Annotated in this window: 24 protein-coding genes; 6 read left to right on the forward strand and 18 right to left on the reverse strand. The window is 38.5% G+C overall.

Annotation, left to right across the window (positions count from 1 at the left end; translation table 11 throughout):
* Positions 1-20 precede the first annotated feature (20 nt).
* The 3 genes from NST73_RS09250 to NST73_RS09260 all read right to left on the reverse strand — a co-directional run bounded on the left by NST73_RS09250 (position 21) and on the right by NST73_RS09260 (position 1,890).
* The gene (locus NST73_RS09250; protein ID WP_008343787.1) at positions 21-146 is read right to left on the reverse strand and encodes a hypothetical protein; all 126 of its coding nucleotides are present in this window, start codon (positions 144-146) and stop codon (positions 21-23) included.
* A 29-nt stretch (positions 147-175) separates the two neighbouring features.
* Complete coding sequence (locus tag NST73_RS09255; RefSeq protein ID WP_008343786.1) at positions 176-523, reverse strand: hypothetical protein; 348 nt, start codon at positions 521-523, stop codon at positions 176-178.
* A 194-nt stretch (positions 524-717) separates the two neighbouring features.
* Positions 718-1,890 (reverse strand): MFS transporter, encoded by a 1,173-nt coding sequence (locus tag NST73_RS09260; RefSeq protein WP_025207405.1) that lies wholly within the window; start codon positions 1,888-1,890, stop codon positions 718-720.
* Positions 1,891-1,967: 77 nt separating this feature from the next.
* Between NST73_RS09260 and NST73_RS09265 the strand changes: the two genes are divergently transcribed.
* Entirely contained in the window at positions 1,968-3,131 is a 1,164-nt protein-coding gene (locus NST73_RS09265; protein ID WP_326378386.1) for an isocitrate/isopropylmalate dehydrogenase family protein, read from the forward strand.
* A 2-nt stretch (positions 3,132-3,133) separates the two neighbouring features.
* Positions 3,134-3,688 (forward strand): sugar O-acetyltransferase, encoded by a 555-nt coding sequence (locus NST73_RS09270; RefSeq protein ID WP_326241979.1) that lies wholly within the window; start codon positions 3,134-3,136, stop codon positions 3,686-3,688.
* Between the two features lie 211 nt (positions 3,689-3,899).
* On the opposite strand, the gene arsC is transcribed toward NST73_RS09270, so the two are convergent.
* The 5 genes from arsC to NST73_RS09295 all read right to left on the reverse strand — a co-directional run bounded on the left by arsC (position 3,900) and on the right by NST73_RS09295 (position 7,798).
* Positions 3,900-4,292 (reverse strand): arsenate reductase (thioredoxin), encoded by a 393-nt coding sequence (gene arsC, locus NST73_RS09275; protein WP_144678728.1) that lies wholly within the window; start codon positions 4,290-4,292, stop codon positions 3,900-3,902.
* 633 nt (positions 4,293-4,925) lie between these two features.
* The gene (locus NST73_RS09280; RefSeq protein WP_135008836.1) at positions 4,926-5,378 is read right to left on the reverse strand and encodes a VOC family protein; all 453 of its coding nucleotides are present in this window, start codon (positions 5,376-5,378) and stop codon (positions 4,926-4,928) included.
* 188 nt (positions 5,379-5,566) lie between these two features.
* A complete protein-coding gene (locus tag NST73_RS09285; RefSeq protein ID WP_342499533.1) occupies positions 5,567-6,280 on the reverse strand; it encodes a DsbA family oxidoreductase in 714 nt (237 codons plus the stop codon).
* A 125-nt stretch (positions 6,281-6,405) separates the two neighbouring features.
* A complete protein-coding gene (locus tag NST73_RS09290) occupies positions 6,406-7,026 on the reverse strand; it encodes an NAD(P)H-dependent oxidoreductase (RefSeq protein WP_041507208.1) in 621 nt (206 codons plus the stop codon).
* Positions 7,027-7,153: 127 nt separating this feature from the next.
* Positions 7,154-7,798: an NAD(P)H-binding protein gene (locus NST73_RS09295; protein WP_113747409.1), complete on the reverse strand. Its 645-nt coding sequence runs from the start codon at positions 7,796-7,798 to the stop codon at positions 7,154-7,156.
* 227 nt (positions 7,799-8,025) lie between these two features.
* Between NST73_RS09295 and NST73_RS09300 the strand changes: the two genes are divergently transcribed.
* Positions 8,026-8,607: a TetR/AcrR family transcriptional regulator gene (locus NST73_RS09300; RefSeq protein WP_135009132.1), complete on the forward strand. Its 582-nt coding sequence runs from the start codon at positions 8,026-8,028 to the stop codon at positions 8,605-8,607.
* 562 nt (positions 8,608-9,169) lie between these two features.
* Here NST73_RS09300 and NST73_RS09305 read toward each other — a convergent pair.
* The 5 genes from NST73_RS09305 to NST73_RS09325 all read right to left on the reverse strand — a co-directional run bounded on the left by NST73_RS09305 (position 9,170) and on the right by NST73_RS09325 (position 13,437).
* On the reverse strand, positions 9,170-10,273 hold the full coding sequence (locus tag NST73_RS09305; RefSeq protein ID WP_144680412.1) for a threonine synthase: 1,104 nt from the start codon (positions 10,271-10,273) through the stop codon (positions 9,170-9,172).
* Positions 10,274-10,345: 72 nt separating this feature from the next.
* On the reverse strand, positions 10,346-10,720 hold the full coding sequence (locus NST73_RS09310; protein ID WP_017367342.1) for a RidA family protein: 375 nt from the start codon (positions 10,718-10,720) through the stop codon (positions 10,346-10,348).
* Positions 10,721-10,731: 11 nt separating this feature from the next.
* Positions 10,732-11,382 carry a PAS domain-containing protein gene (locus tag NST73_RS09315; protein WP_046343659.1) on the reverse strand — a complete coding sequence of 217 codons (651 nt, stop codon included), beginning with the start codon at positions 11,380-11,382 and terminating at the stop codon, positions 10,732-10,734.
* Positions 11,383-11,544: 162 nt separating this feature from the next.
* Positions 11,545-12,204, reverse strand: coding sequence for a TetR/AcrR family transcriptional regulator (locus NST73_RS09320; protein ID WP_342499554.1), 660 nt, complete (start codon positions 12,202-12,204; stop codon positions 11,545-11,547).
* Between the two features lie 63 nt (positions 12,205-12,267).
* Positions 12,268-13,437: an NAD(P)/FAD-dependent oxidoreductase gene (locus tag NST73_RS09325; RefSeq protein ID WP_326241986.1), complete on the reverse strand. Its 1,170-nt coding sequence runs from the start codon at positions 13,435-13,437 to the stop codon at positions 12,268-12,270.
* Positions 13,438-13,693: 256 nt separating this feature from the next.
* Between NST73_RS09325 and NST73_RS09330 the strand changes: the two genes are divergently transcribed.
* The 3 genes from NST73_RS09330 to NST73_RS09340 all read left to right on the forward strand — a co-directional run bounded on the left by NST73_RS09330 (position 13,694) and on the right by NST73_RS09340 (position 15,020).
* Positions 13,694-13,882: a hypothetical protein gene (locus tag NST73_RS09330; protein ID WP_326241988.1), complete on the forward strand. Its 189-nt coding sequence runs from the start codon at positions 13,694-13,696 to the stop codon at positions 13,880-13,882.
* A gap of 108 nt (positions 13,883-13,990) precedes the next feature.
* A complete protein-coding gene (locus tag NST73_RS09335) occupies positions 13,991-14,095 on the forward strand; it encodes a YdhR family protein (RefSeq protein ID WP_256689349.1) in 105 nt (34 codons plus the stop codon).
* Positions 14,096-14,252: 157 nt separating this feature from the next.
* Positions 14,253-15,020, forward strand: a complete 768-nt coding sequence (locus NST73_RS09340; RefSeq protein WP_326241990.1) for a pentapeptide repeat-containing protein — start codon at positions 14,253-14,255, stop codon at positions 15,018-15,020.
* A gap of 43 nt (positions 15,021-15,063) precedes the next feature.
* Here NST73_RS09340 and NST73_RS09345 read toward each other — a convergent pair whose 3' ends face one another.
* From NST73_RS09345 to NST73_RS09365, 5 genes are all read right to left on the reverse strand, one after another.
* Entirely contained in the window at positions 15,064-15,486 is a 423-nt protein-coding gene (locus NST73_RS09345; protein ID WP_024719066.1) for a cytidine deaminase, read from the reverse strand.
* 224 nt (positions 15,487-15,710) lie between these two features.
* Entirely contained in the window at positions 15,711-16,637 is a 927-nt protein-coding gene (locus NST73_RS09350; RefSeq protein WP_326241992.1) for an alpha/beta hydrolase, read from the reverse strand.
* Positions 16,638-16,663: 26 nt separating this feature from the next.
* Positions 16,664-17,065 (reverse strand): MerR family transcriptional regulator, encoded by a 402-nt coding sequence (locus tag NST73_RS09355; RefSeq protein ID WP_048002667.1) that lies wholly within the window; start codon positions 17,063-17,065, stop codon positions 16,664-16,666.
* A gap of 236 nt (positions 17,066-17,301) precedes the next feature.
* Complete coding sequence (locus tag NST73_RS09360) at positions 17,302-18,768, reverse strand: family 1 glycosylhydrolase (RefSeq protein ID WP_167493205.1); 1,467 nt, start codon at positions 18,766-18,768, stop codon at positions 17,302-17,304.
* A 23-nt stretch (positions 18,769-18,791) separates the two neighbouring features.
* Entirely contained in the window at positions 18,792-20,684 is a 1,893-nt protein-coding gene (locus NST73_RS09365; RefSeq protein ID WP_342499534.1) for a beta-glucoside-specific PTS transporter subunit IIABC, read from the reverse strand.
* Positions 20,685-20,739 lie beyond the last annotated feature (55 nt).

Raw genomic sequence — 20,739 nt, forward strand, 5'->3', positions numbered from 1 at the left:
TTTTTTATATTGAGGTCAATTTAACTCTCGTGATTGCCAAACATGCTTGTGATGGCATGCACTACTTCAATTCCTTGGTAAACGAAAAGAGAAAGTGAAGTGACAGAGAATAGACCTAGAATGAATACTCTTAAGAAAAATAACATCGTGTAAAACCTCCCAATTTTTGTTTGATTTAAATGGTTGGGTTAACACGAGCTACTCGGAAATTCGAAGACTGGTAGAACACTGCAAGTAAATGCTTCTTTTTCCGGTCAAATCGATCAGTATAAGTGATGCGTGCAAATCCAGCTGCCATACTGCCAATGACTAGCAGTGCTGTAAATGCCGCAAATACTGCGTTCACATGTTTTTGTTTCTTTTCATCGCCTGCTGTCTGAACGATTTTCATTTCATGTGATTCTTGATCAGCAACCACCTTTGCATGATGGTATACCTGAACGGAATGAGGCATTGAGAACAAATGAAAACTTGCAAGTGCTATGAATAAGACTGCTAATTTTAAAAGCATATTTTTTTTCATTTTTCTCACCCCTTCCTGTTTATTTTCATGATCTTACCACGTTTTCAGTTATTTGAAAAGTCTTATTTTTTTACTTTCCCTCTTTAAAAAAGCGATAAACATCAAGACATCTATAGGACTGTTTCACTTCATGAAAGGTTTCAATTTTATTTATTAAATTTAAAAAAGTACCGAGATCAAAGATCTGGCACTTTTCAAAAAGAATGTATTGATGTCGGTTTTGCAACAGCTTTTGTAAAGATTCCTGCAATACAAATGGCAAACAGAACAAAAATAAACGCATGAAGCAGACCGACTTGATTGGCGAGCAGTCCTAAAACAGGGGGCCCTGATAGAGAGGCTGTATACCCAGATAAAGTGACGATACTGACACGTTTGACAGCATAGCGGCTATCATCACCAGCTGCTGAAATGGTCAGCGGGAAGCCTAAGGACGCGCCAAGTCCCCATAAAAAGATAGATATCATACACACGACGAGTGAAATCTTTAAAATCACCAAGAATAGTCCGGCGGCAGCAGATAAAATCGCGACTCTTAGCAACAGCACCCTGCCAAAGCGATCAATGAAACGTCCGCTCAGTAATCTGCCACTAATCATCCCGCACAAAAATAATGCATAGATGACCGTACTCATTGAATGAGAAACCTGATAGCCATCAACCATTGCTAGTGGAATCCAATCATTTGCAGAACCTTCTACAAATGCGAGACATAAGGCAATCATCGCTAATGAGATCGTCCGTTTGTTCAGCCATGATGTTTGAGAAGCCTCAACTGATTCTGTCTGCGTCTTATCCGGATCTTTTCCTGTCCCGTGCGGAATAAACCGTGTACAAATCAGGATGCTGAGAAAGAAAAGGAGTGCAATGGTGAGAAGGTGAATGAGGACAGACACACCTAAATAAATAAAGAGAATTCCGGCACCTGCACCAATTAACGTTCCAATACTGAAAGAAGCATGCAAAATCGGCAGGATCGTTCTCTTGATCTGATACTCAATCTCCGTTCCTTCTAAGTTCATGGCTACATTGCACATGCCTGAGCCTGAACCAAAAAGAAAAAGACCAGCAGTGACAATCAGCGTAGAAGAGAGGGCGGCGCCGATTGCAAGGGTTGAGAATCCAATAAACATCAAAAAAGCGCTGACCACAATCGCCACTCGGCCGCCTTTTTTGCGAACGAATACATTGGAAAGAATCAGCCCGACAATGGAACCTACAGATAAGCCGAGTAAAATGAGTCCCATTGTGCCTGTATCTGCTTGTAATAAATCTCTCACTTCTGGTGTTCTTGAAAACCAAGTGGAGATGGATATCCCAGACATCGTAAAAATAACAATAATCGCTTTATACCACTTTAATTTCATCTAATCCCTCATATCTATGTAGTCATACAGAACAAATCTACTCGATTATAAAGGAGACTTCTTGATTCGTAAATAACATGAGGGAGGATCATCATGAAGAAAATATTCCAACTTCATCATTCTTTGATAGAATAAAGACAAAAGGGGCGATACATATGTCATATCGAATAGGTATTTTAAAGGGAGACGGGATTGGACCGGAAATTGTTGATTCTAGTATGCGTATTTTAAAGACAGCGCTATCACAGTTCAAAGAACCATTTGTGGAATTTGTAGAGTGTCCTATCGGTGCTGAAGCCATTCATTCTCATCAAGATCCAGTGCCAGCTTCTACTATAGCCGCCTTGAAAAAATGCCATGGCTGGATATTAGGACCTCATGATTCAGCTTCATATCCTGATCAATTGAAAGAAAGAAGAAATCCAAGTGGAGAACTGCGTCATACATTTGATTTATTTGCAAATATTCGTCCATCGCAATCGCTGCCAGGTGTGAAAAGCGTTGCCAGTGGTGTCGACCTTGTCATTTTTCGAGAAAATACAGAAGGCTTTTATCCAGACCGGAATATGTATCAGGGGACAGGAGAGTGGATGATTACACCAGATGTCGCCATATCTACAGGTGTGTTTACAAAAAAAGCAATTACCCGTATTGCCCACGCAGCCTTTCAACGTGCAGTGGAGAGGAGGGGGAAAGTCACCATTGTTCATAAAGCGAACGTGATCAAATTAGGATCTGGCTTGTTTTTACGAACATGTCAAGAGGTAGCGAAAGCATATCCACAAGTGGAGGTAGAGGATATTCATATTGATGCGATGGCTGCTCATTTAGTGAGACGTGCAGGTGATTTTGATGTGATTGTGACAGAAAATATGTTTGGCGACATTTTATCTGATCTTGCAGGGGAACTAGTCGGCAGTTTAGGAATGGCACCCTCGTTAAATTGCAACGAAAATCAAGCGATGGCACAGGCGGCACATGGTTCAGCACCTGATATAGCTGGTCAAAATATCGCCAATCCAATGGGCATGATTCTTTCTACAGTAATGCTTTGTAACTGGCTACATGTGAAATATCAAGATGAAAGATTAAAACAGACAGCCAGTCTGATCGAACATACTCTTGATGAGACCTTAAAAAAGAACTTGAAAACGAAGGATTTAGGAGGAAATGAGACGACGACACAATTCACCGAGGCATTCATTCAAATGATGAATGAAGTTTCAATAAAAGGGAGATGAATATGAAAACAGAAAAAGAAAAGATGATCAAGGGAGAATACTATCACCCAAATGACCACACATTGATGGCAGATCGAGCAAAAGCACGACAATTGACATTTGCCTATCAGCAAACAAATGAGCCATCACAGAGAAAGGCCATTTTAAAGGAGCTTTTAGGCGCTTGCGGAGATGATGTGGTATTTGAAGGCAGAATACAATGTGATTATGGATACAATATCGAGGTTGGCGAGCATTTTTTTGCAAATTTTGATGCTGTGTTATTAGATGTTTGCAAGATTACAATTGGAGATCATTGTTTGTTAGGTCCGAATGTACATATATATACAGCTGGACATCCGTTAAATCCAGAAGAACGTCAAACAGGTATTGAATTCGGCAAACCAGTCACAATTGGACATCATGTATGGATTGGCGGCGGCGCCATTATCAATCCAGGTGTGACAATCGGAGATCATGCTGTCATTGCATCAGGAGCCGTTGTGACAAAAGATGTTCCGTCAAATGTGATTGTTGGCGGGAATCCTGCAAAAATCTTAAAACATTTAGAGGAATGAAAATCTGACGAATCAACCGTTGGATTTTCATTTTTGTTTTATCTCAATAAGATAAGTATACTTAATAATGAGACAAAGAAAATTCAATTGTTGTTTAACTTCCTAGAATATATATTATGTAAACTAGATATTAATTAATGCAAAAAAAGAGAACCTTTGACTTGATCCTCTTTATTATTAGATTTTATATTCAATTGACTCAAACGCAGCACTATTTTCCAGTCTCAGCAAACTGTTTCAATCGATCTCCAATTTCATCTCTTACCCTTTGGAAAAATACCCACTTCTCTTCTTCTGTTCCTTCTGCTTTTGCTGGATCATCAAAGCCCCAATGGACACATTGGACATGAGGAGGAGTCATCGGGCATTTATCAGCTGCGTCACCGCATAGTGTGACGACTAAGTCAGCGTGATGCAATATCTTCTGATCAATCAGGTCAGACGTTTGATGAGAAATATCAATCCCTATTTCTTTCATTGCTTTTACAGCATTCGGATTTAATCCATGAGCTTCAATACCAGCGCTATAGATCTTCCACTCATCTCCAAGATATTTTTTAGCCCAACCTTCAGCAGTATATAACTGAAAACTTATATAATCAATTGATTATATGAATTCAAACAAAGATTCATTCGTGTGAAAATGATTGATTTAAATACCCACTTCTCTTCTTCAAATGAAACCACATAGTTATTTAAATAGCCCAGTCCTCCTAATTGGCAAAAAGGTGTTGATAAAAACAAAAGACAGAGATCTTGTGCCTTTTATCATTCGAGTGAAATTAAATAATCAAGAAGAAAAAACTTACGAGCAAAGGCGGTTATACATGCCACTGGTACGTGGAAAAACCCTAACCCAATAAATGCTGAAGGGATTATGACAGAAAATGAACAATCGAATGGTATTCCTGATATTTTAAATCGCGATCTGACTCGGTATCAGAATTGCAGTAGTTGGCATTGGGCATTCTGCTGTTAACACTTTGCTCGAGCTGCCAAAGCTAAAAGAGACATCAAAAAGCACAGAAATGATATGGATTTTAAGAAAGCAGGATATTAGTGAGGTATTAAGAGGAGAAAACAATGATCAATTGCCTGCAAGAGGTCAACTAGATGGAAAGGACCCTTCTTGGTGTCCTTTGATCAGAAGGAGAAAGAGGGTCCATTAATAAAGATACAGTTATTGTTTCAACTAATTAAAGGACCCTTGTTCTTGTCTTGGTACAAATTAGATAGGTCATAAAGGTTTTTGGGGTAATTCCATTATTTGAATCTCCATTCCCCATGAAGTTGTGATATAGAAAAATCCAAGAGGACTCAGCTCTCTAACTTTAACATCAGACTGTTCTGCAAAATATTTTAAAGCTTCTTCTATATCGGTAACTGTAATAGCTAGATGAGCTACACCGATATCACTGGGTTTTAGGTGAACATTCTGTTGATCTGGCGTCGACCATTGAACCAGTTCAATCTTTCTACCGCCATATTGCAAAAATGCCGCCCCTTCTACAACTGAATGTTCGTGAACCCCAAAGTATCTTTTTAAACTATCGTCCTCAAACTGCATCCGTCCTGGCCGGAACAAGACTTCAAAACCCAAAATATGAGTGAAGAATTCAACTGCTACTTCGATATCGGGTACTACAAATCCTGAATGCTCGATTGTGCCTTGGAAAATTGTATTTTTCATATCGCTAAACCCCTTTGATTTTTTGGAAGTAAATGATTCATAATAAAGTGGTATTTAAAGCAGCTATAAATTAGGTTCAATACAAGTCAAGTGATGTTGGCACTACTGCAAGAATTAGAACAACAATACCTGAGCCTTGATATACTATAATATTCTTTTGTGATTTCTGAATCTTTTTTGAATATCCATTAAAATTTACATGTTCCATCTGAACAATAATCATCGAGCGACGACTCTAATTTATGCTCTTCAACCTTACGATTCGCGTACTCTTCTTTCCATACCTGTTGTAATGTTTCTAAAAACACTTCGCTAGGTTGTGCTCCTGAGATGACATATTTATCATTCACAACGTAAAAGGGCACGCCCTGAATCCCAATTTTAGATCCCTCGGCTCTATCAGCTGCGATATTCTCGCTATATTGATCATTTGATAAAACATCCAAAGCTTCGTTGCCATCAAGACCTATTTCACTTGTAAGTTGAGCAAGTGTTGCGTGATCACCGATATCTAGTGAATCTGTGAAATGAGCTTTCAAAATACGCTCCATAAACTCCCGAATCTTCCCTTTCTCTTTTGCATAATAAGAAAGACGAAGTGCATCATATGAATTTGTAGGAATCATTGTATCAAATTGATAATCTAACCCAACCTCTTTTGCTTTCTGTTTCAATTGATTGTTCAGTACTTTTGCTTTTTCATATGGGACACCATGCTTAGAGGATAATACTTGATGGATATCCATTCCTGTATTTTTTTTCGCATATGGATCTAATTGAAAATGTCGAAATAAGACTTCGACCTCTTCTTTATGTTCAAACTGTTCTAACCCTATTTCAAATTGACGTTTGCCAATATAACAAAACGGGCAAACAAAATCAGACCAAATTTCTACTTTCATCCTATGTTCCCCCTTTATGATTTTGATGAATGTATCTTGTCCATTCTTCTTTATTACGCTTTTGAACGTGCGAGCTGGGATGATGTTAATTAAAATCTTTTTAACTAATCCCACCAATGCTTTTTTTAAAACGTTCGTGCTACCGCTTTTGCTTTTTCAATTGTTGAAGTAACAATTTCTTCTTCTTTAGTTGGATCATAGTCAATACCTTCAACAAAAATCGTTGGTTCCACTTCAATTCCAACAAACTTCAGCGCACCTCTTACGTAAGAATCGGAATGTTCCATTCCAATTGCCTGCGAATAAAATCCTCCCATTCCATGAATATGGATTGCTTTTTTCCCTTTCATCAATCCTTCTGGACCTTCTGATGTATATTTAAACGTTTTTCCAGCACTCATGATTGTATCAAAATAGGCTTTTAATAAAGGTTGGATTCCTAAATTCCACATTGAAGACTGAATGATGTATTTATCTGCCTCCATAAATTGCTTTGTGAATGCATTCACTGCTTCTATTTTTTGTGCTTCAACATCTGTTAGCACTTCCCCACTTCTTAACTTCTTTTGTCCAGTTAAAAAATCAGCATCGATTAATGGCACATTTGCATAATAGACATCTACTTCTATTATTTCATCTGTTGGATTTACTTCCTTATATTCATTGATAAATGCTCTAGCAACTTGCGTACTTCTTGATTGTTCCTCACTTTGAGGTGTTCCTTTAACAAATAATACTTTTGACATGATCATTTCCCCTTTATGATTTTGATTTTGAATACTTATAAAAAGAATTCACACGCAATATTTTGGTATGACTCTAAATGATTCCTATAATTTCTGCTGAATCAACAACCTCATACAAAAAGCTCATTTAATGATTATAAACAATGGGCATTTTTCCGATTAATTGGGGTTGCCTAGCAGCGTCATACATGAGTTTAGCGACATTTTCCCTAGATACGGACATTTTAGCTGGCTGATCGCCGAATGAATAACCGTAAGATTGCCCGTTGTATTTGATATTAGGATTAATGATTCGAACGACTGTCCAATCCAGGTTCGATTGTTTAATCAGTTCTCCTATCTTCTTCATTTCGGCATAACCATTTGGCATGAGAAGTTTAGGCAATATTCTTGGCAATATCGTCGATAAGCTTTTCTTATCGTCTTCAGATTGCAAGGCTGGCGTCGCGAGTGTAATCAACCTTTTTTTGGTGAATTTCTTCATCGCTTTGACAATTCGGTTATGTCCGTCGGCGATCGGTGTACCTTTTTGTTTTCGAGACAAATCAATGCCGGGACCTAAGGTGCTTATCACGACATCAGCTTCTGAAACTGCCGTTTCAATAGCTGAAGTGTTCGTTAGTTCACCCGTTACAATGCGTAAATTCGAATGCTTTTGCTTGATTTTCTCAGGGTTTCTAACATATACCGTAACGAAATCTCCGTTTTCTAATGCAAACTGTGTTAAAAGTTGACCGATTGCACCAGTTGCCCCAAAAATAGTGATATTCATGGTCGTCTATCTCCTTTTGTTATTCAGAATGATCACAATGATTTCCTTGATCAAAAATCTTTCGTGATAACATGTGTTATTTAAGCAACGCGCGTTGTATAATTGATGATAAGATGAAAAAGAATAATAAACAATAACCAAAATAGCCAATATGTAGTTTACGCAACACTTCTATATGTATTGTCGTTTTTAGACAAGATGATGAACCCTAAAAGGAGAAAATGATTATGCCAAAAAAAGATCCGAGAATCCTTCGTACAAGACAGTTGATTGTAGACTCTTTTCTTTCGTTAGCTAGTGAAAAAGATTTCAACCATATAACGGTACGTGATATCACAGAAAAGGCTACTATTAACCGGGCTACATTTTATGCGCACTTTGACGATAAATTTGATTTGTTACATTCTACAATCACCAATACATTTACAGACAAATTGAAAAAAAGACTCAATGATCACGATGGATTCAATGAAAAAGTCATTGCAAATATTTTTCTAGCCATGTGTGATCACCATAAAGAGATAAGCGACCTATGTCCCAAAGGTTATCATTCTTTAGGAACTATTATCGAAAGTAAAATTAAAGAGGAGTTACAGAAACTAATAGCTGATCTTATGCTAAAAGGAACTAACAACATCATCGAATTAGAGGATAAACAAATGGTAACAACCCTATCTACTATGCTAAGTTGGGGGATATACGGAGCTGCATACACATGGAATAAGGATGGAAGACTTATTTCATCAGAAGAGCTAGTGACTAAGACACTGCCTATCTTTAGAAATGGTATGAGTCAGTATTTTCTTTAATGAAATGATGTTAACAATCTGCTTGAACCGGCAGTGCTAAATGATCAATTGTCTGCAAGAGGTCAATTAGGCAGGCTCGATTCGTTGTTGCTTAAATGACTGGTGATAAAGAGTCTGCTGCCTGTATTAGATGAGATATGTTATTGGGGAGAGGAACAAATGAAAAATAATTAGGTGGAGTGGAAAGAAAGCTACTACGGTTTAAACACGCTTTCTAAAGTAGCTTTCTCCTCATCTTATATCAATCCGATTGGCTCATTTTGTTGATGTGCTAACTCCATTCCTTCTGCCAGATAGAGAGCGTTCTTCTTATCTAATCAGGCCAACTGTGAATCAGTTGACGTAATATAACTGCAACGGTCCTACAAACATCTAGCATTAAGTAACTATCAGAATCCGAAAGATTCAGCAAAGGAATGATGTCATCTGTAAAGTTCTCAAATGGTATGTCCCCGCCAAAACCCTCCATATCATCTAAATTCATTTCGCAAATATTACTCCTGATTGAACCTATAATAGGACAACGAGGCACGCAACGCTCTATTCTACCAGAGTCCTAAGGTTATTTTGATTTAATCCCTGCCCCACAAAGAGGTATGATAATGGTTTCTTCTGATTCCTTTTGATATTTCATGTAGCCAGCAAAATTGATGGCAGATGTCACTTCGACATAAAATCCTTTCTGACTCAGTTTAGAGCGTGCATGTATAATTTCTCCTTCTTCAATATCAATAAACGTACCATTCGTCTTGTATACAGCTTCTAAAATTTGTTTAGAACGCGCTGGGGCAGCAATAGCGATCCCTTCTGCTACAGTCCCTTTATTTGTCACAGGCGTTGCTGATTCTTCTTCATTTTGATAGGCTTTCACAAGGGGTGCGCAGTTTTTCGCTTGTACAGCAACAATTTTCGGTATTTTATGAATGAGACCATTTTCGAATAACTCTCTAAAGCCATAATATGCACCGAGCAGCAGAGTGCCGTTTCCAACCGGAATGATTAAAGCATCCGGTGCTCCTTTTAGTTGCTCATAGATTTCATAGGCGTATGTTTTTGTACCCTCGAAAAAATAAGGGTTATAGACATGGCTTGCATAAAAAACGTTTTCTTCGTCTACTGCCTTTTGGGCCGCAGCTGCAATGTCCTCTCGTGTACCATGAATTTCTTTAATCGTTGCTCCGTGGGCTTTTATTTGAGCGACTTTTTTAGGTGATGTTTGATCACTTAGATAGATGTCACAGGCAATACCACAACGCGCAGCATACGCAGCAATTGCCGTTCCTGCATTCCCGCTGCTATCAGCAATGACTTTTGTTACCCCTAATTCCTTAGCTTTTGTCATTAACACAGCTGCTCCACGGTCTTTAAATGATAGTGTCGGCATCATATAATCAACTTTTACATAAGTGTTTGGCTCATTAGGATCTAGAACGATTAAAGGAGATTGGCCCTCGCCCATTGTCACAGTTTCCCACGTCTTAGAATCTTTTGGAAATGGCATGGTTTCAACATAACGCCATAATGAATTTGGATAGTGATCCCAAGCTGTGACGTCTATTTTCGGGGTATCTTTCACTAGATTTAATACTCCACCACAATCACATTTCCATAGAGTTGGTGTCATCTCATATTTTTTCCCGCAATGGTTACAACTTAATTGATTCATTCTTCATCTGCCCCTTTGAATATTTTTTTATACAAAATATAATTTTTTATATAGGGTGGTCAAAAAAATATTCTAAATATATGCAATGGCATCCATTTCAATTTTGAAACCAAAATGTAATTCATTCGTTGGTACAATCGTACGTGCTGGTTTATGTTCACCGAAAAATTCGGTATAAACCGCATCTACTTTGTCCCATAATTCAATATCTGAAATGTATAATGTCATGCGCAAAATCTTTTCTTTTTGACTTCCAGCAGCCTCTACAATCATCTCTACATTCTTAAGCGCTTGTAATGTCTCTTTTTCAATGGGGCCGAACTCTTTTTCTGTCGTTTCAGGATTGATGGCAAATTGTCCTGACACATAGACCGTGTTTTGATGAATGGTTGCGAATGCATAGTGTCCGTTTGATTTTAGATTTCCTACCTCGAGTATGCTTTCCATTTTGACACTCCTTACCTCGATTTATTTTTGATTTCATCCAAATAGCTATAGACGGTTACTTTGGAAATACCTAACATAGATGCGACCTTCTCAACAGATCCTTTCATTAAAAAAATGCCCTTTTCATCCATAAATTTGATTAGTTCAATTTTTTCATGACGTTTCATGACTGGGTGAACACTGTTTTGAATGATTTGTTGAATCAATTGATCTACTATTTCTTCCACATTTTCAAGATCATCATTTGATGTTGTTTCTTTCTCTTGAGCTTCCACCTGTGTAGTAAGAAAAGTATCCATAAATTGCTGCATTTGATTCAGTGCTTCAACATCAAAATTGATACAGAAAGCACCGATCACTTTTTGCTTTGAATCACGTATTAATGAAGTCGAAGAACGAATCGTACGCTTATCTTCTGTTACAAATGTATAACCAGCCAGATAATCTTCTTTAAAATCTTCTGATTGTAATACAGTCTTGACTAGATGATCAAATGATTGGCCGATTTCTCTTCCTGTCACATGGTTATTTACTGTAAACATGACAGATGCTTGAGGATTCGTTAAATCATGAATCACCACTTCACAATTTGGTCCAAACATTTTTGCAGTAGATTTTGCTAAAGGAATATAACTCTCTAATAACTTTTTAATATGTTCCATGCCTAAGCACCTCATTTTTTTATTCCACTAGATTATATAATTTTTTATATATAAAAACAATATATAGATTTATTTATATATTGTAATGCTCACAAGATCACAAATATGAAAATCACCACATAAAAAAAGCAGCCATTGACTGCTTTTTGCTTATGCTCCTTTCTAATTGTCTTCCTGCTGGATTCCATACAAAATGACGTCAATTCCCCATCGGAATCGTTCCATTGATACGGTATCACCTGCAAACATTTCTTCTTTTACACGATGAATGAAAGGAAACTGCGTTTTGTCTGCTTGAAGAAATGCTTTTTTTGTGTCTGAAATCTGTGAAGAGCCTTGTTTCTTCCAAGAGACCTTTTCGTAAGCTACAGAAGATACGTATAACAGCAATAGGTCTACTCCCCATGCTGCGGATGTAGATTTGATCCCACCTTCATGCAATGCAGCGAGAATACGTTCGGTCAACTGAAGAAAGTTCGTTCCTTGTGGAATGGTGGAAAGAGAAATTTCAGCGAGACCCGGTTTTTCGAATAGCAGTAGGAAATAAGTATGCAATATGTCGAATAACTGTTCTTTCCATGTGCCATCCTCTGAATCTGGATAAACCATTTGTCCGAGACCATAATCCAAAACGAAAGCACTGAGTTCTTGAACATTATTCACGTAGACATACAAGGATGCAGGTCCCGTATCCAATGATTTAGCCACCTTACGCATACTCATGCCCTCTATTCCTTGCTCCTTAAGAAGCTCATAGGCCGTTTTCACAATCAGCTCACGGCTTAAGGGTTCTTTAGCCGGCCGAGACCGGCGACTGATCATACGACGATTTGAATTGTTCATACTCTCTTTATAACATGTCAAAGTAAAATAGTAAATTGAGCATCAATCATCATCCTTTTGAAAAGAATTCATCATATTTGCAAGCTTGACCGCAGCGTCATTTGAAAAACACAGTTTTAAACTATTCTCCGATTCATGCGCTTTTTCCGATGAATATTCATACATCATGTCTTCGTATTCTTCAATCGCCTTTTCAATATGATGAGGATGTCGGACAATAGCAAGTGCTAGCTCCCTTGCATCACACATCGCCATGTTCACACCCTCGCCTGCGAATGGCGACATGACGTGCGCTGCATCACCGATAAGCGTTACTCCTTTATGACGATTCCATTTAAAACTGGTAGGAAGCGTATAAATCCGCCTTGGAATGATGGCATCTTCTGCATAACGAATATAGTTTTTTAGCTGATCATCCCAATCACTAAATAACGCTAATAATTGTTCTTTTGCTTCTTTCGCTTGATGAAATGGTATACCACAAGTCTCGATCCAATTGCGTTCTACCATGAAGCTTGCGTACACTTTGATTCGGCCATCTCCGTTTAACTGCCCAATCAGTCCTTTGTGGTCTGCCAAAGCAAACATCTTACCTCGTTTATTAAATTCAGCTAAATCAGGGTGGTTCTCCTCTACGCTTAAGACATTCAGTTCTAGCATCGTGAGCCCAGAGTATTCAATCTCAATATCTGTTAACAGAGGACGCACACGAGAAAAAGCACCATCAGCCCCAATCAAAAGGTCAACTGTTTCGACAACTCCGTTTTCAAAATGAAGCTCGGTCATACCACTTTCTAATGAAACGCATCTTTCTAGTTTATATCCATATTTGATGGTTTCAGCATCAATTTGTTCTAATAGTAGTTCACATAACACACCACGATCAATTTCCGGGCGAGTACCTTTTTGATCTGATTCCGTTTCTTCATCTAAATAAATTCTTCCTGATTTATCAAGTAATCGGAAATCTTCCCCTTCATAGCGGGCATTCCTTTGAAATTTCTCATAAACTCCTGCTTCTTTTAAGGCTTTTTGACCTGTTTCTTCGTGAATATCCAGTGAGCCCCCTCGTTCAAGGCTCTTGTCATGCATCTCCCGTTCATAGATGGTTGTTTGTATACCGTAATTTTGCAAAATTAAGGCAAGTGTTAGTCCCCCAGGTCCTCCTCCAATGATAGCGATTTGCTTTTGATTCTTAGATAATGACGTCATCTTCTGTATCTCCTCATCCCTTTGTGGAAAGCGTTTTAAATTTCATTTCATTTATATTATAACGAACACCGTTCGTAAAGAACAGTGTTCGTTTAAAATTGTTTGTTGTATGATTGTGTTTTCATGAAAAGAAACCAATCGCCTACCATCATATGATACACTCCATTTAGGACGGTTAAAGGTTGTCGAATCATAACAATGATACTTAGATCAGTAGGTCTCCATTGTTCTCACTCTAAGTGTAAGAGGTGTTTCTATGAATAAATTATTGGCCATGTTGATATTAGGATTGAGCTTTAGTGGTGCTGTGCTCATTCTTTCAGTCCCTTTGTTATTCAAACCGAAACCAGAACAATTTGAGCTGGTGTTTGCTGCTGGATCAGCGGGCGCTTTCGCAGTATTTGCTGTCTCATGCCTAGTTCTTCGAAAACGATTCAATCGCTAAAAAACCTAAACAAATACCCATTGTTTATGACGGTGGATTTTGTTTAGGTTTTTGTGATTTACCTTAGTGTTCAGTCAAAGAATGTATACAAGCTGACCCCGATAGGGAATCTACTTATTCAAAACAAAAGAAACCGCTGAAACATATCACGATATGCACGCTAAACGAATCACTAGCTTTGGCATAATAGACATCAAATGCGAAAATCTTTAATATGAATTCTGACATTCCTCATATCACAAAAGGTCCATTAAACGCATATCGTTTTGTGATATAATCTTGAGTCAAAGAAAAGCGCTAAGAGAAAATGAACTGGCTGAATGGACATCATGATTGTGAAAAATTCTGAAGAAATGATAGGGTGATAGCGATGAGAAGACTTGAGTCTGGTATATCAGTAGACAACGAAACATTTTCTGATGTTGCCAGGTATGAAAACGAAACAATCAGCAGAACGACGATCATCAACTCAAATGTTCGTTCTCCTATTTTTTGGAGCTGTCACTTGGATCATCTTGTATTTGATACGTGTGATCTGACGAATGCGAGATTTTTTGCCGGTAGTACGATTGATCGTTGTACTTTTAGTCATTCAGACTTGCGCTCTGTGGGCATTGGCAATAACGAAGCCGTCTTCACCAATTGCGAATTTTCTTCCTGCGATATGAGGGGAATGACATTGGAGAATGCTACGTTTATCGATTGTACTTTCTCTAATTGTAGATTCAATGACCGTGGTTTACAGGCAGCGAACATCGTCAATTGTACCTTTGCTGGTAAGCTAATAGATATAACGTTTGAGGGAAATGGCAAACAAAAGCTGATCGCCAATTTTGAAAACTGCACCCTTGATGGTGTTCGTTTTATAGGCTGTGACCTAGCGGCATGTATTCCGCCAGCATCCAAAAACCATTTATATGTTGAACATGTATCTGCACGTGTGAAAAAGGCCTTAGAGAAGATAGATGATGATCCTACTCTGTCTGACCATGATCGGAAAATACTAGTGCGGAGTCTGCGGAAGCTTGAACAAATGGAACAGTATATTTTTAACACGAAATATATGGAGAACATACATGGGGCCGCTTTTGTTGACCGCTTTTTCAGTCATCTTGGATGTAGCAAGAATCACATATAACGTTTGCTACATCCCTTTTCCTATTTTATCTTTATGTGGTACATCAGTTTCGAGTATATTTGAGCGGAATGAGTTCTTCGATTTTCACCTTGACCAGCTCCCCATCCATATCAAGGATGACAAAACATGTTGGCCCAAAGTCTGAAATGAGCTCTCGGCAGATGCCGCAAGGGCTGACTACCCTAATTCTTCTATCTTCTTCATCTGAATAAGGGTGTCTCACTGCAACAATTGTATCAAAATCTTTGTATCCATTCGATAAAGCGCTACCAATCGCAATGGCTTCTGCACAAACAGTTACCCGTCCGATATAGGCTTCTATATGGACAGCTGATATGATTTCTCCTGTTTTCATGCGGATCGCTGCCCCTACATGATGCTTGTCATCTTCATAAAGACTGATAATCTTCTTTTTTGCTTCGTCTATTAATTCGATATCTTCTTGTGATAGATCAAACGTTTTCATTGCGTTCCCCTTTCACCTCACTGCTCGTATGTATTATACCAAACATGAGGTGATGAACTGAATTTCACTCTCCTTTACAAACCAGCCAAAAGACCGTTTAATCTGTAGTGAATTGCCATTCTGAATGTATTTCATATTCAATTGAAAAAGGCTGCTTTCAAGTAAGCAGCCTTTTCGCCTATTTACATCAGAACATGTACCCTTTCTAGGTGTGAACTGAATCCCTAACGATTGATCACTTGAATGATTTTCTTCAGAGCATCTGCCGCTTCTGGAATTGGCATGACAACAAACACATGTAGCATTTCAGGATAAACAAAGGTTTTGATGTCCATTCCTTGTTCTGATAGTTTTTCATCAAGTTTTATGGCATCTGGATATAACATATCATGTGTTCCGATAAAATGAGTGATCTTCCCGAGCCCTTTAAAGTCACCGTAAATGGGACTAATCAATGGGTCTGTGAGACTTTGATCAGCTGCCCACATTTTTGTGATGACTTCCATCCCTTCATGACCTAGAATCGGATCCTTTTTTGCATATTCAAATATGAGAGGGTTGCTCATGCTCATATCCACACACGCAGATAGTAACACGATATCCTTCGGTTGCGGCAGATCCTCTTTCTTTAAAAGGTGCGCAAGACCAAGTGAGATGTTTCCCCCAGCTGAATCTCCCATGATCGTCAATTGATTGGCACTTCCGGCAGTTTTCAGAAGGTCTTTATATAGGTTAAGCATTTTCGGATACGTATCCTGGTTGCTATAATGAGGTACTTTTGGGTAAATAGGAGCGACTACTTTCGCACCTAGTGATTGCGCCATTTTATCCATAAACCACCAATGGACATTCAAAGGCTGATTTGTCCACGCACCACCATGTAGATAGAGAATGGTTTTTTGATTTTGTGATGCTTGTTCATTCAATGTGAAAACTTGCATGCCTTCGAATGTCTGCTCTTGTACCTCACTGATTAACTTCACATCATCCCCAATGGCATAAGGCTGCGTATTTTCAATTCCTTTTTGCTTAAGAAATTTTTTTGTCTGTTCGATACTAGAAAAACTCTCTTTATTACTTTGCGAAGCGAATAATGTTTCAAATTGAATACTTTCTTTAGAACGTTCACCATGATACATTTCTACACTCATTTTTTTCTCTCCTTCACTCAATAGGTTTATTGATCATCCTGCATTGGAACACGAAATGATTCCAGGTAGACTTGTACTTTTTTTTCAGGGGTTTTTAATAAGTTAGATAAAAGGTCTTGAATGAGACGAAGGCTTTTAATTTTCTTTTCAATTTCTTCATGTTTAAGATGGACAATTTGTCTTAGGGTATCAAGGTCTATGTCTTGACTTAGCATGTCCATAATTTCAGCTATTTCCTTTAATGAATAACCGAGCGTTTTCGCATCTTTGATCAATTGAATTTTCACAACATAGTCGTCTGTATAGAATCTGTAACCGTTTGAACGTCGTCTTGGAGCAGGTAATATGTTGTGCTCTTCATAGTAACGAATTGCGGCAGGACTCACTCCTGTTTTTTTGGCAAGTTCTCCTCTAGTCATCAACTCCATCGTTACTCCTTTTTTATTATTTTGTTTTACTATATGTACATTATAAAGGTTGAACTACACTTCAAGGTCAAGGTGAAACATTTTTCGGCTAACTTTTATTATCAAATGATTGTAGCGAAGAGATCTCTAGTGCTTGCTATGACATCATTAAGGTTACTTTTCGGTAAACAAATAAAACACCATCGCACCCGGCCAATTAAGGCGGATGCAATGGTGTCATCATTATTCCATCTGGATTATGATAAATCTTCCCCATTTGTTTCAATCACTTTTTTGTACCAGTAGAAGGAATCTTTTTTGTAACGATTTAATGAACCATTCCCTCTGTCGTCCTGATCTACATAGATCAAACCATAGCGCTTACTCATTTGAGATGTTCCGCAGCTAATTAAGTCAATACAACCCCATGGTGTATACCCCATTAAGTCGACACCTTCTTTGACTGCTTCTTTCATCTGTTCAATATGTTGTTTTAAATAATCAATTCGATAATCGTCGTGAATTTCTCCGTCTGGTGTCAATGTATCTCTTGCGCCAAGTCCGTTTTCACAAACAAATAAAGGTTTTTGGTATCTGTCATACAGTTTAATTAATGAAATGCGCAGACCCATAGGATCAATTGGCCAATCCCATTGTGATAACTCCAAATGCTCATTTTTGATTGGACTATCAAATGTACCCGCTAGCTCAGCTGCATCTTCTCGCGCTTCTGCTACGTGCGACATATAGTAGCTGATCGCCACAAAATCAACAATGCCCTCTTTCAAAATTTGCTCATCCTGCTCTTCGATATCCAGCTTTATGTCGTTATCAGCAAAATATTTCACCATGTATGTTGGATATTCACCTCTAGCTTGAACATCCGGATAGAACATATTCAATTGGTTCGATTTTACCGCTTGCAGCTGGTCCTCTGGCTTCGTTGTTTTTGCATAGGCTTCTATTTGGTTAATCATACAGCCAATTTGTGCATGTGGAATGATTTCTTTTGCAGCCTTCACTGTGAGAGCGCTGGCGATAAATTGGTGATGTGATGCTTGATACGCAGCCTGTAATTTATGGTCTACTAGGTCCTCTAAAATTCCAGCACCGGTGTAAAGGCTGTTCAGGTTCATATTCATTTCATTGAATGTAATCCAATACTTCACTTTATTTTTATATCTTTCTAAAATGGCACGGGCATATTTTTCAAACAACGGGACAAGCTCTCTACTCATCCAGCCATTATATTTCTCTGTTAAAGTAATCGGCATTTCGTAATGAGACATCGTGACTAGCGGTTCAATTCCATATTTCGCACACTCATCAAATACGTTATCGTAAAAAGCCAATCCTTCTTCGTTCGGCTTGTCTTCTAAACCAGTTGGAAAGATTCTTGCCCATGAAATAGACAAGCGAAACACTTTAAAGCCCATCTCTGCAAATAATGCAATATCCTCTTCATATCGATGGTAAAAATCGATTCCGCGTCTTTTCGGGAAATCAAATTCATCGGGTTGTTCCTTGTATCTTGTTAATTCAGCTGAACTCACATCGAAAGTAAAGTTGTTCACTTTTCCTTTTTCATAAGGATCTTTATATGCAGCAAAGTCTGACGTCGACAGGCCCTTGCCACCTTCTAAGTATGCGCCTTCTATTTGATTGGCAGCAGTTGCGCCACCCCATAAAAAATCATCTGAAAATCCTTTTTTTACATTCTTCATTTCAATCATCCCTTCTCTTTATATTAGTGAATAAGCATTAAGAGCTTATTTTGACCTGCGGTGACATGAGCGTCACCTGTATGAATCACATCAAGGTATTGCGTTGAATTTGTGACGATAATAGGTGTCACTACATCTAAATGGTTTGATTGAATTCCTTCTATATCAAACGATAATAAATGATCCCCCGTCTTCATCTCATCGCCCTCTTTTACGAGTACATCAAAGAATTGGCCATTTAGGCTGACGGTATCAATCCCCACGTGGATCAATAATTCAATCCCATCATCTGAAACGAGTCCGATGGCATGTTTAGTAGGTGTAACAGTCACTACTTTTCCTGAGAACGGTGCTTGTACCACCCCCTTATCAGGCAAAATTGCGACTCCCTTCCCCATCATTTCACTTGAGAACACGGAATCATTCACTTCAGATAAAGGAATGATCTTTCCACTCATAGGTGCTTGAACTTCATAAGGGGTTGTTTGCTTAGATATTTGTTGATTCTCTGTACTCTCAGTGTGATTTGGCTTTTCTGCTGTTTGCTCGTTAGCGGCCGTGACAGACTCCTGAAATCCAAGGAGAATGGTGATGAGAAGTGACACGATGAAGCTAAGGGCGATTCCAATCAGAGCCAGCTGAAAATTATTTGTCCCTTTCATAATGTAAGTTGGCAGTGAAGTAATGCCTGGGATCGAAAAGGCTGTCGTTTTAACTGAAAATAAACCGTAAAAACATCCACCGACTGCGCCGCCAATTAATGAAGCATAAAAAGGTTTTTTTAGTCTAAGTGTGACTCCATAAATGGCTGGTTCTGTGATCCCGAAGAAACTAGGAAGCAATGTTGAAAGCGCTAATGACCTTGTTTCTACCCGCTTGGTGCGGATGATGACACCTAACACAGCGCCTGCTTGTGCCATATTCGCAATGAAATTCATCGGAAGCAGCATGATATCGTAACCCACTTTTTCAAAGCTGGCTAACGTGCTTGGGAAGAATGCGTAATGCATTCCAGTTAACACAATGAGTGGCATCAAGCCTCCCATTAATAAACCGGCAATCGGACCAGCGAAATTGAACAAAGAAGTGAAAAAGATTTCTAAATATTGCCCAGAAACGTTCCCAATAGGAGCGATAAAAGCCAGTGTAAGAGGAGCTGTGATCATCAGGCTCAGTACCGGTGTAAATACGATACTTAAGGATTTTGGGATCACTTTTGTTATCCACTTATCGACAAAACTTAGTAATAGCACACCTAAAATAATAGGTAATACAGAAGATGTGTAATTATTTAGTGGAATACTTAACCCTAAAAAACTTAACGGGTCTGCTCCTTTTGCTGCACCTTCGAGCATCGTTGGATATAGTAAAATTCCTGCTAATGCGAGTGCGAGAGATTCTCGCGTTTTAAATTTCTTCGCTGCTGAATAAGCAATGAGGAAAGGTAAAAAGTAAAAGACAGCATTTGAAAAAATTTGAAGTACTTGATAGGTAGAGCTTGTCTCCGCCAGCCAGCCTAAGCTAACGAACAGTGCCATGATCCCTTTGATCAATCCACTACCAACAATCGCTGGCAAAATAGGTGTGAAAATCCCGCTGATCACATCGAATACGACTTCAATTGGATTCATCTTTGACGTGTTTTTAACAGGAGCCGAATTATTGCTGCTATGACCTGCCAGATGATCGATTTCCTCATAAACCTCTGCTACCTTTGCTCCAATAATGACTTGGAACTGTCCACTTTGGAATTGAGCACCTAAAACACCATCTAATGTTTTCAGCTCATCTACTTTTACCTGACTTTCATCGTTGAGATTAAATCTTAGCCGTGTGATACAATGCCAACTTTGAGATATATTTTCGGTTCCACCAATTAATTTCACAATTTCTCCAGCCAATTCTTTGTTTTTCATGCCTTCACCCCTTCATTTTCACAAAAAAAACCTAAACAAAATCCACCATAGAAAA

The sequence above is a fragment of the Bacillus sp. FSL W7-1034 genome (assembly GCF_038593365.1).
GTDB lineage: Bacteria > Bacillota > Bacilli > Bacillales > Bacillaceae > Bacillus > Bacillus altitudinis.

Bases quoted from the DNA above. Each gene is read 5' to 3' on its own strand.
- NST73_RS09250 (WP_008343787.1), bottom strand. From the start codon at position 146: ATGTTATTTTTCTTAAGAGTATTCATTCTAGGTCTATTCTCTGTCACT.
- NST73_RS09255 (WP_008343786.1), bottom strand. From the start codon at position 523: ATGAAAAAAAATATGCTTTTAAAATTAGCAGTCTTATTCATAGCACTT.
- NST73_RS09260 (WP_025207405.1), bottom strand. From the start codon at position 1,890: ATGAAATTAAAGTGGTATAAAGCGATTATTGTTATTTTTACGATGTCT.
- NST73_RS09265 (WP_326378386.1), top strand. From the start codon at position 1,968: ATGAGGGAGGATCATCATGAAGAAAATATTCCAACTTCATCATTCTTT.
- NST73_RS09270 (WP_326241979.1), top strand. From the start codon at position 3,134: ATGAAAACAGAAAAAGAAAAGATGATCAAGGGAGAATACTATCACCCA.
- NST73_RS09280 (WP_135008836.1), bottom strand. From the start codon at position 5,378: ATGAAAAATACAATTTTCCAAGGCACAATCGAGCATTCAGGATTTGTA.
- NST73_RS09285 (WP_342499533.1), bottom strand. From the start codon at position 6,280: ATGAAAGTAGAAATTTGGTCTGATTTTGTTTGCCCGTTTTGTTATATT.
- NST73_RS09290 (WP_041507208.1), bottom strand. From the start codon at position 7,026: ATGTCAAAAGTATTATTTGTTAAAGGAACACCTCAAAGTGAGGAACAA.
- NST73_RS09295 (WP_113747409.1), bottom strand. From the start codon at position 7,798: ATGAATATCACTATTTTTGGGGCAACTGGTGCAATCGGTCAACTTTTA.
- NST73_RS09300 (WP_135009132.1), top strand. From the start codon at position 8,026: ATGCCAAAAAAAGATCCGAGAATCCTTCGTACAAGACAGTTGATTGTA.
- NST73_RS09305 (WP_144680412.1), bottom strand. From the start codon at position 10,273: ATGAATCAATTAAGTTGTAACCATTGCGGGAAAAAATATGAGATGACA.
- NST73_RS09310 (WP_017367342.1), bottom strand. From the start codon at position 10,720: ATGGAAAGCATACTCGAGGTAGGAAATCTAAAATCAAACGGACACTAT.
- NST73_RS09315 (WP_046343659.1), bottom strand. From the start codon at position 11,382: ATGGAACATATTAAAAAGTTATTAGAGAGTTATATTCCTTTAGCAAAA.
- NST73_RS09320 (WP_342499554.1), bottom strand. From the start codon at position 12,204: ATGATCAGTCGCCGGTCTCGGCCGGCTAAAGAACCCTTAAGCCGTGAG.
- NST73_RS09325 (WP_326241986.1), bottom strand. From the start codon at position 13,437: ATGACGTCATTATCTAAGAATCAAAAGCAAATCGCTATCATTGGAGGA.
- NST73_RS09330 (WP_326241988.1), top strand. From the start codon at position 13,694: ATGAATAAATTATTGGCCATGTTGATATTAGGATTGAGCTTTAGTGGT.
- NST73_RS09340 (WP_326241990.1), top strand. From the start codon at position 14,253: ATGAGAAGACTTGAGTCTGGTATATCAGTAGACAACGAAACATTTTCT.
- NST73_RS09345 (WP_024719066.1), bottom strand. From the start codon at position 15,486: ATGAAAACGTTTGATCTATCACAAGAAGATATCGAATTAATAGACGAA.
- NST73_RS09350 (WP_326241992.1), bottom strand. From the start codon at position 16,637: ATGAGTGTAGAAATGTATCATGGTGAACGTTCTAAAGAAAGTATTCAA.
- NST73_RS09355 (WP_048002667.1), bottom strand. From the start codon at position 17,065: ATGGAGTTGATGACTAGAGGAGAACTTGCCAAAAAAACAGGAGTGAGT.
- NST73_RS09360 (WP_167493205.1), bottom strand. From the start codon at position 18,768: ATGAAGAATGTAAAAAAAGGATTTTCAGATGATTTTTTATGGGGTGGC.
- NST73_RS09365 (WP_342499534.1), bottom strand. From the start codon at position 20,684: ATGAAAAACAAAGAATTGGCTGGAGAAATTGTGAAATTAATTGGTGGA.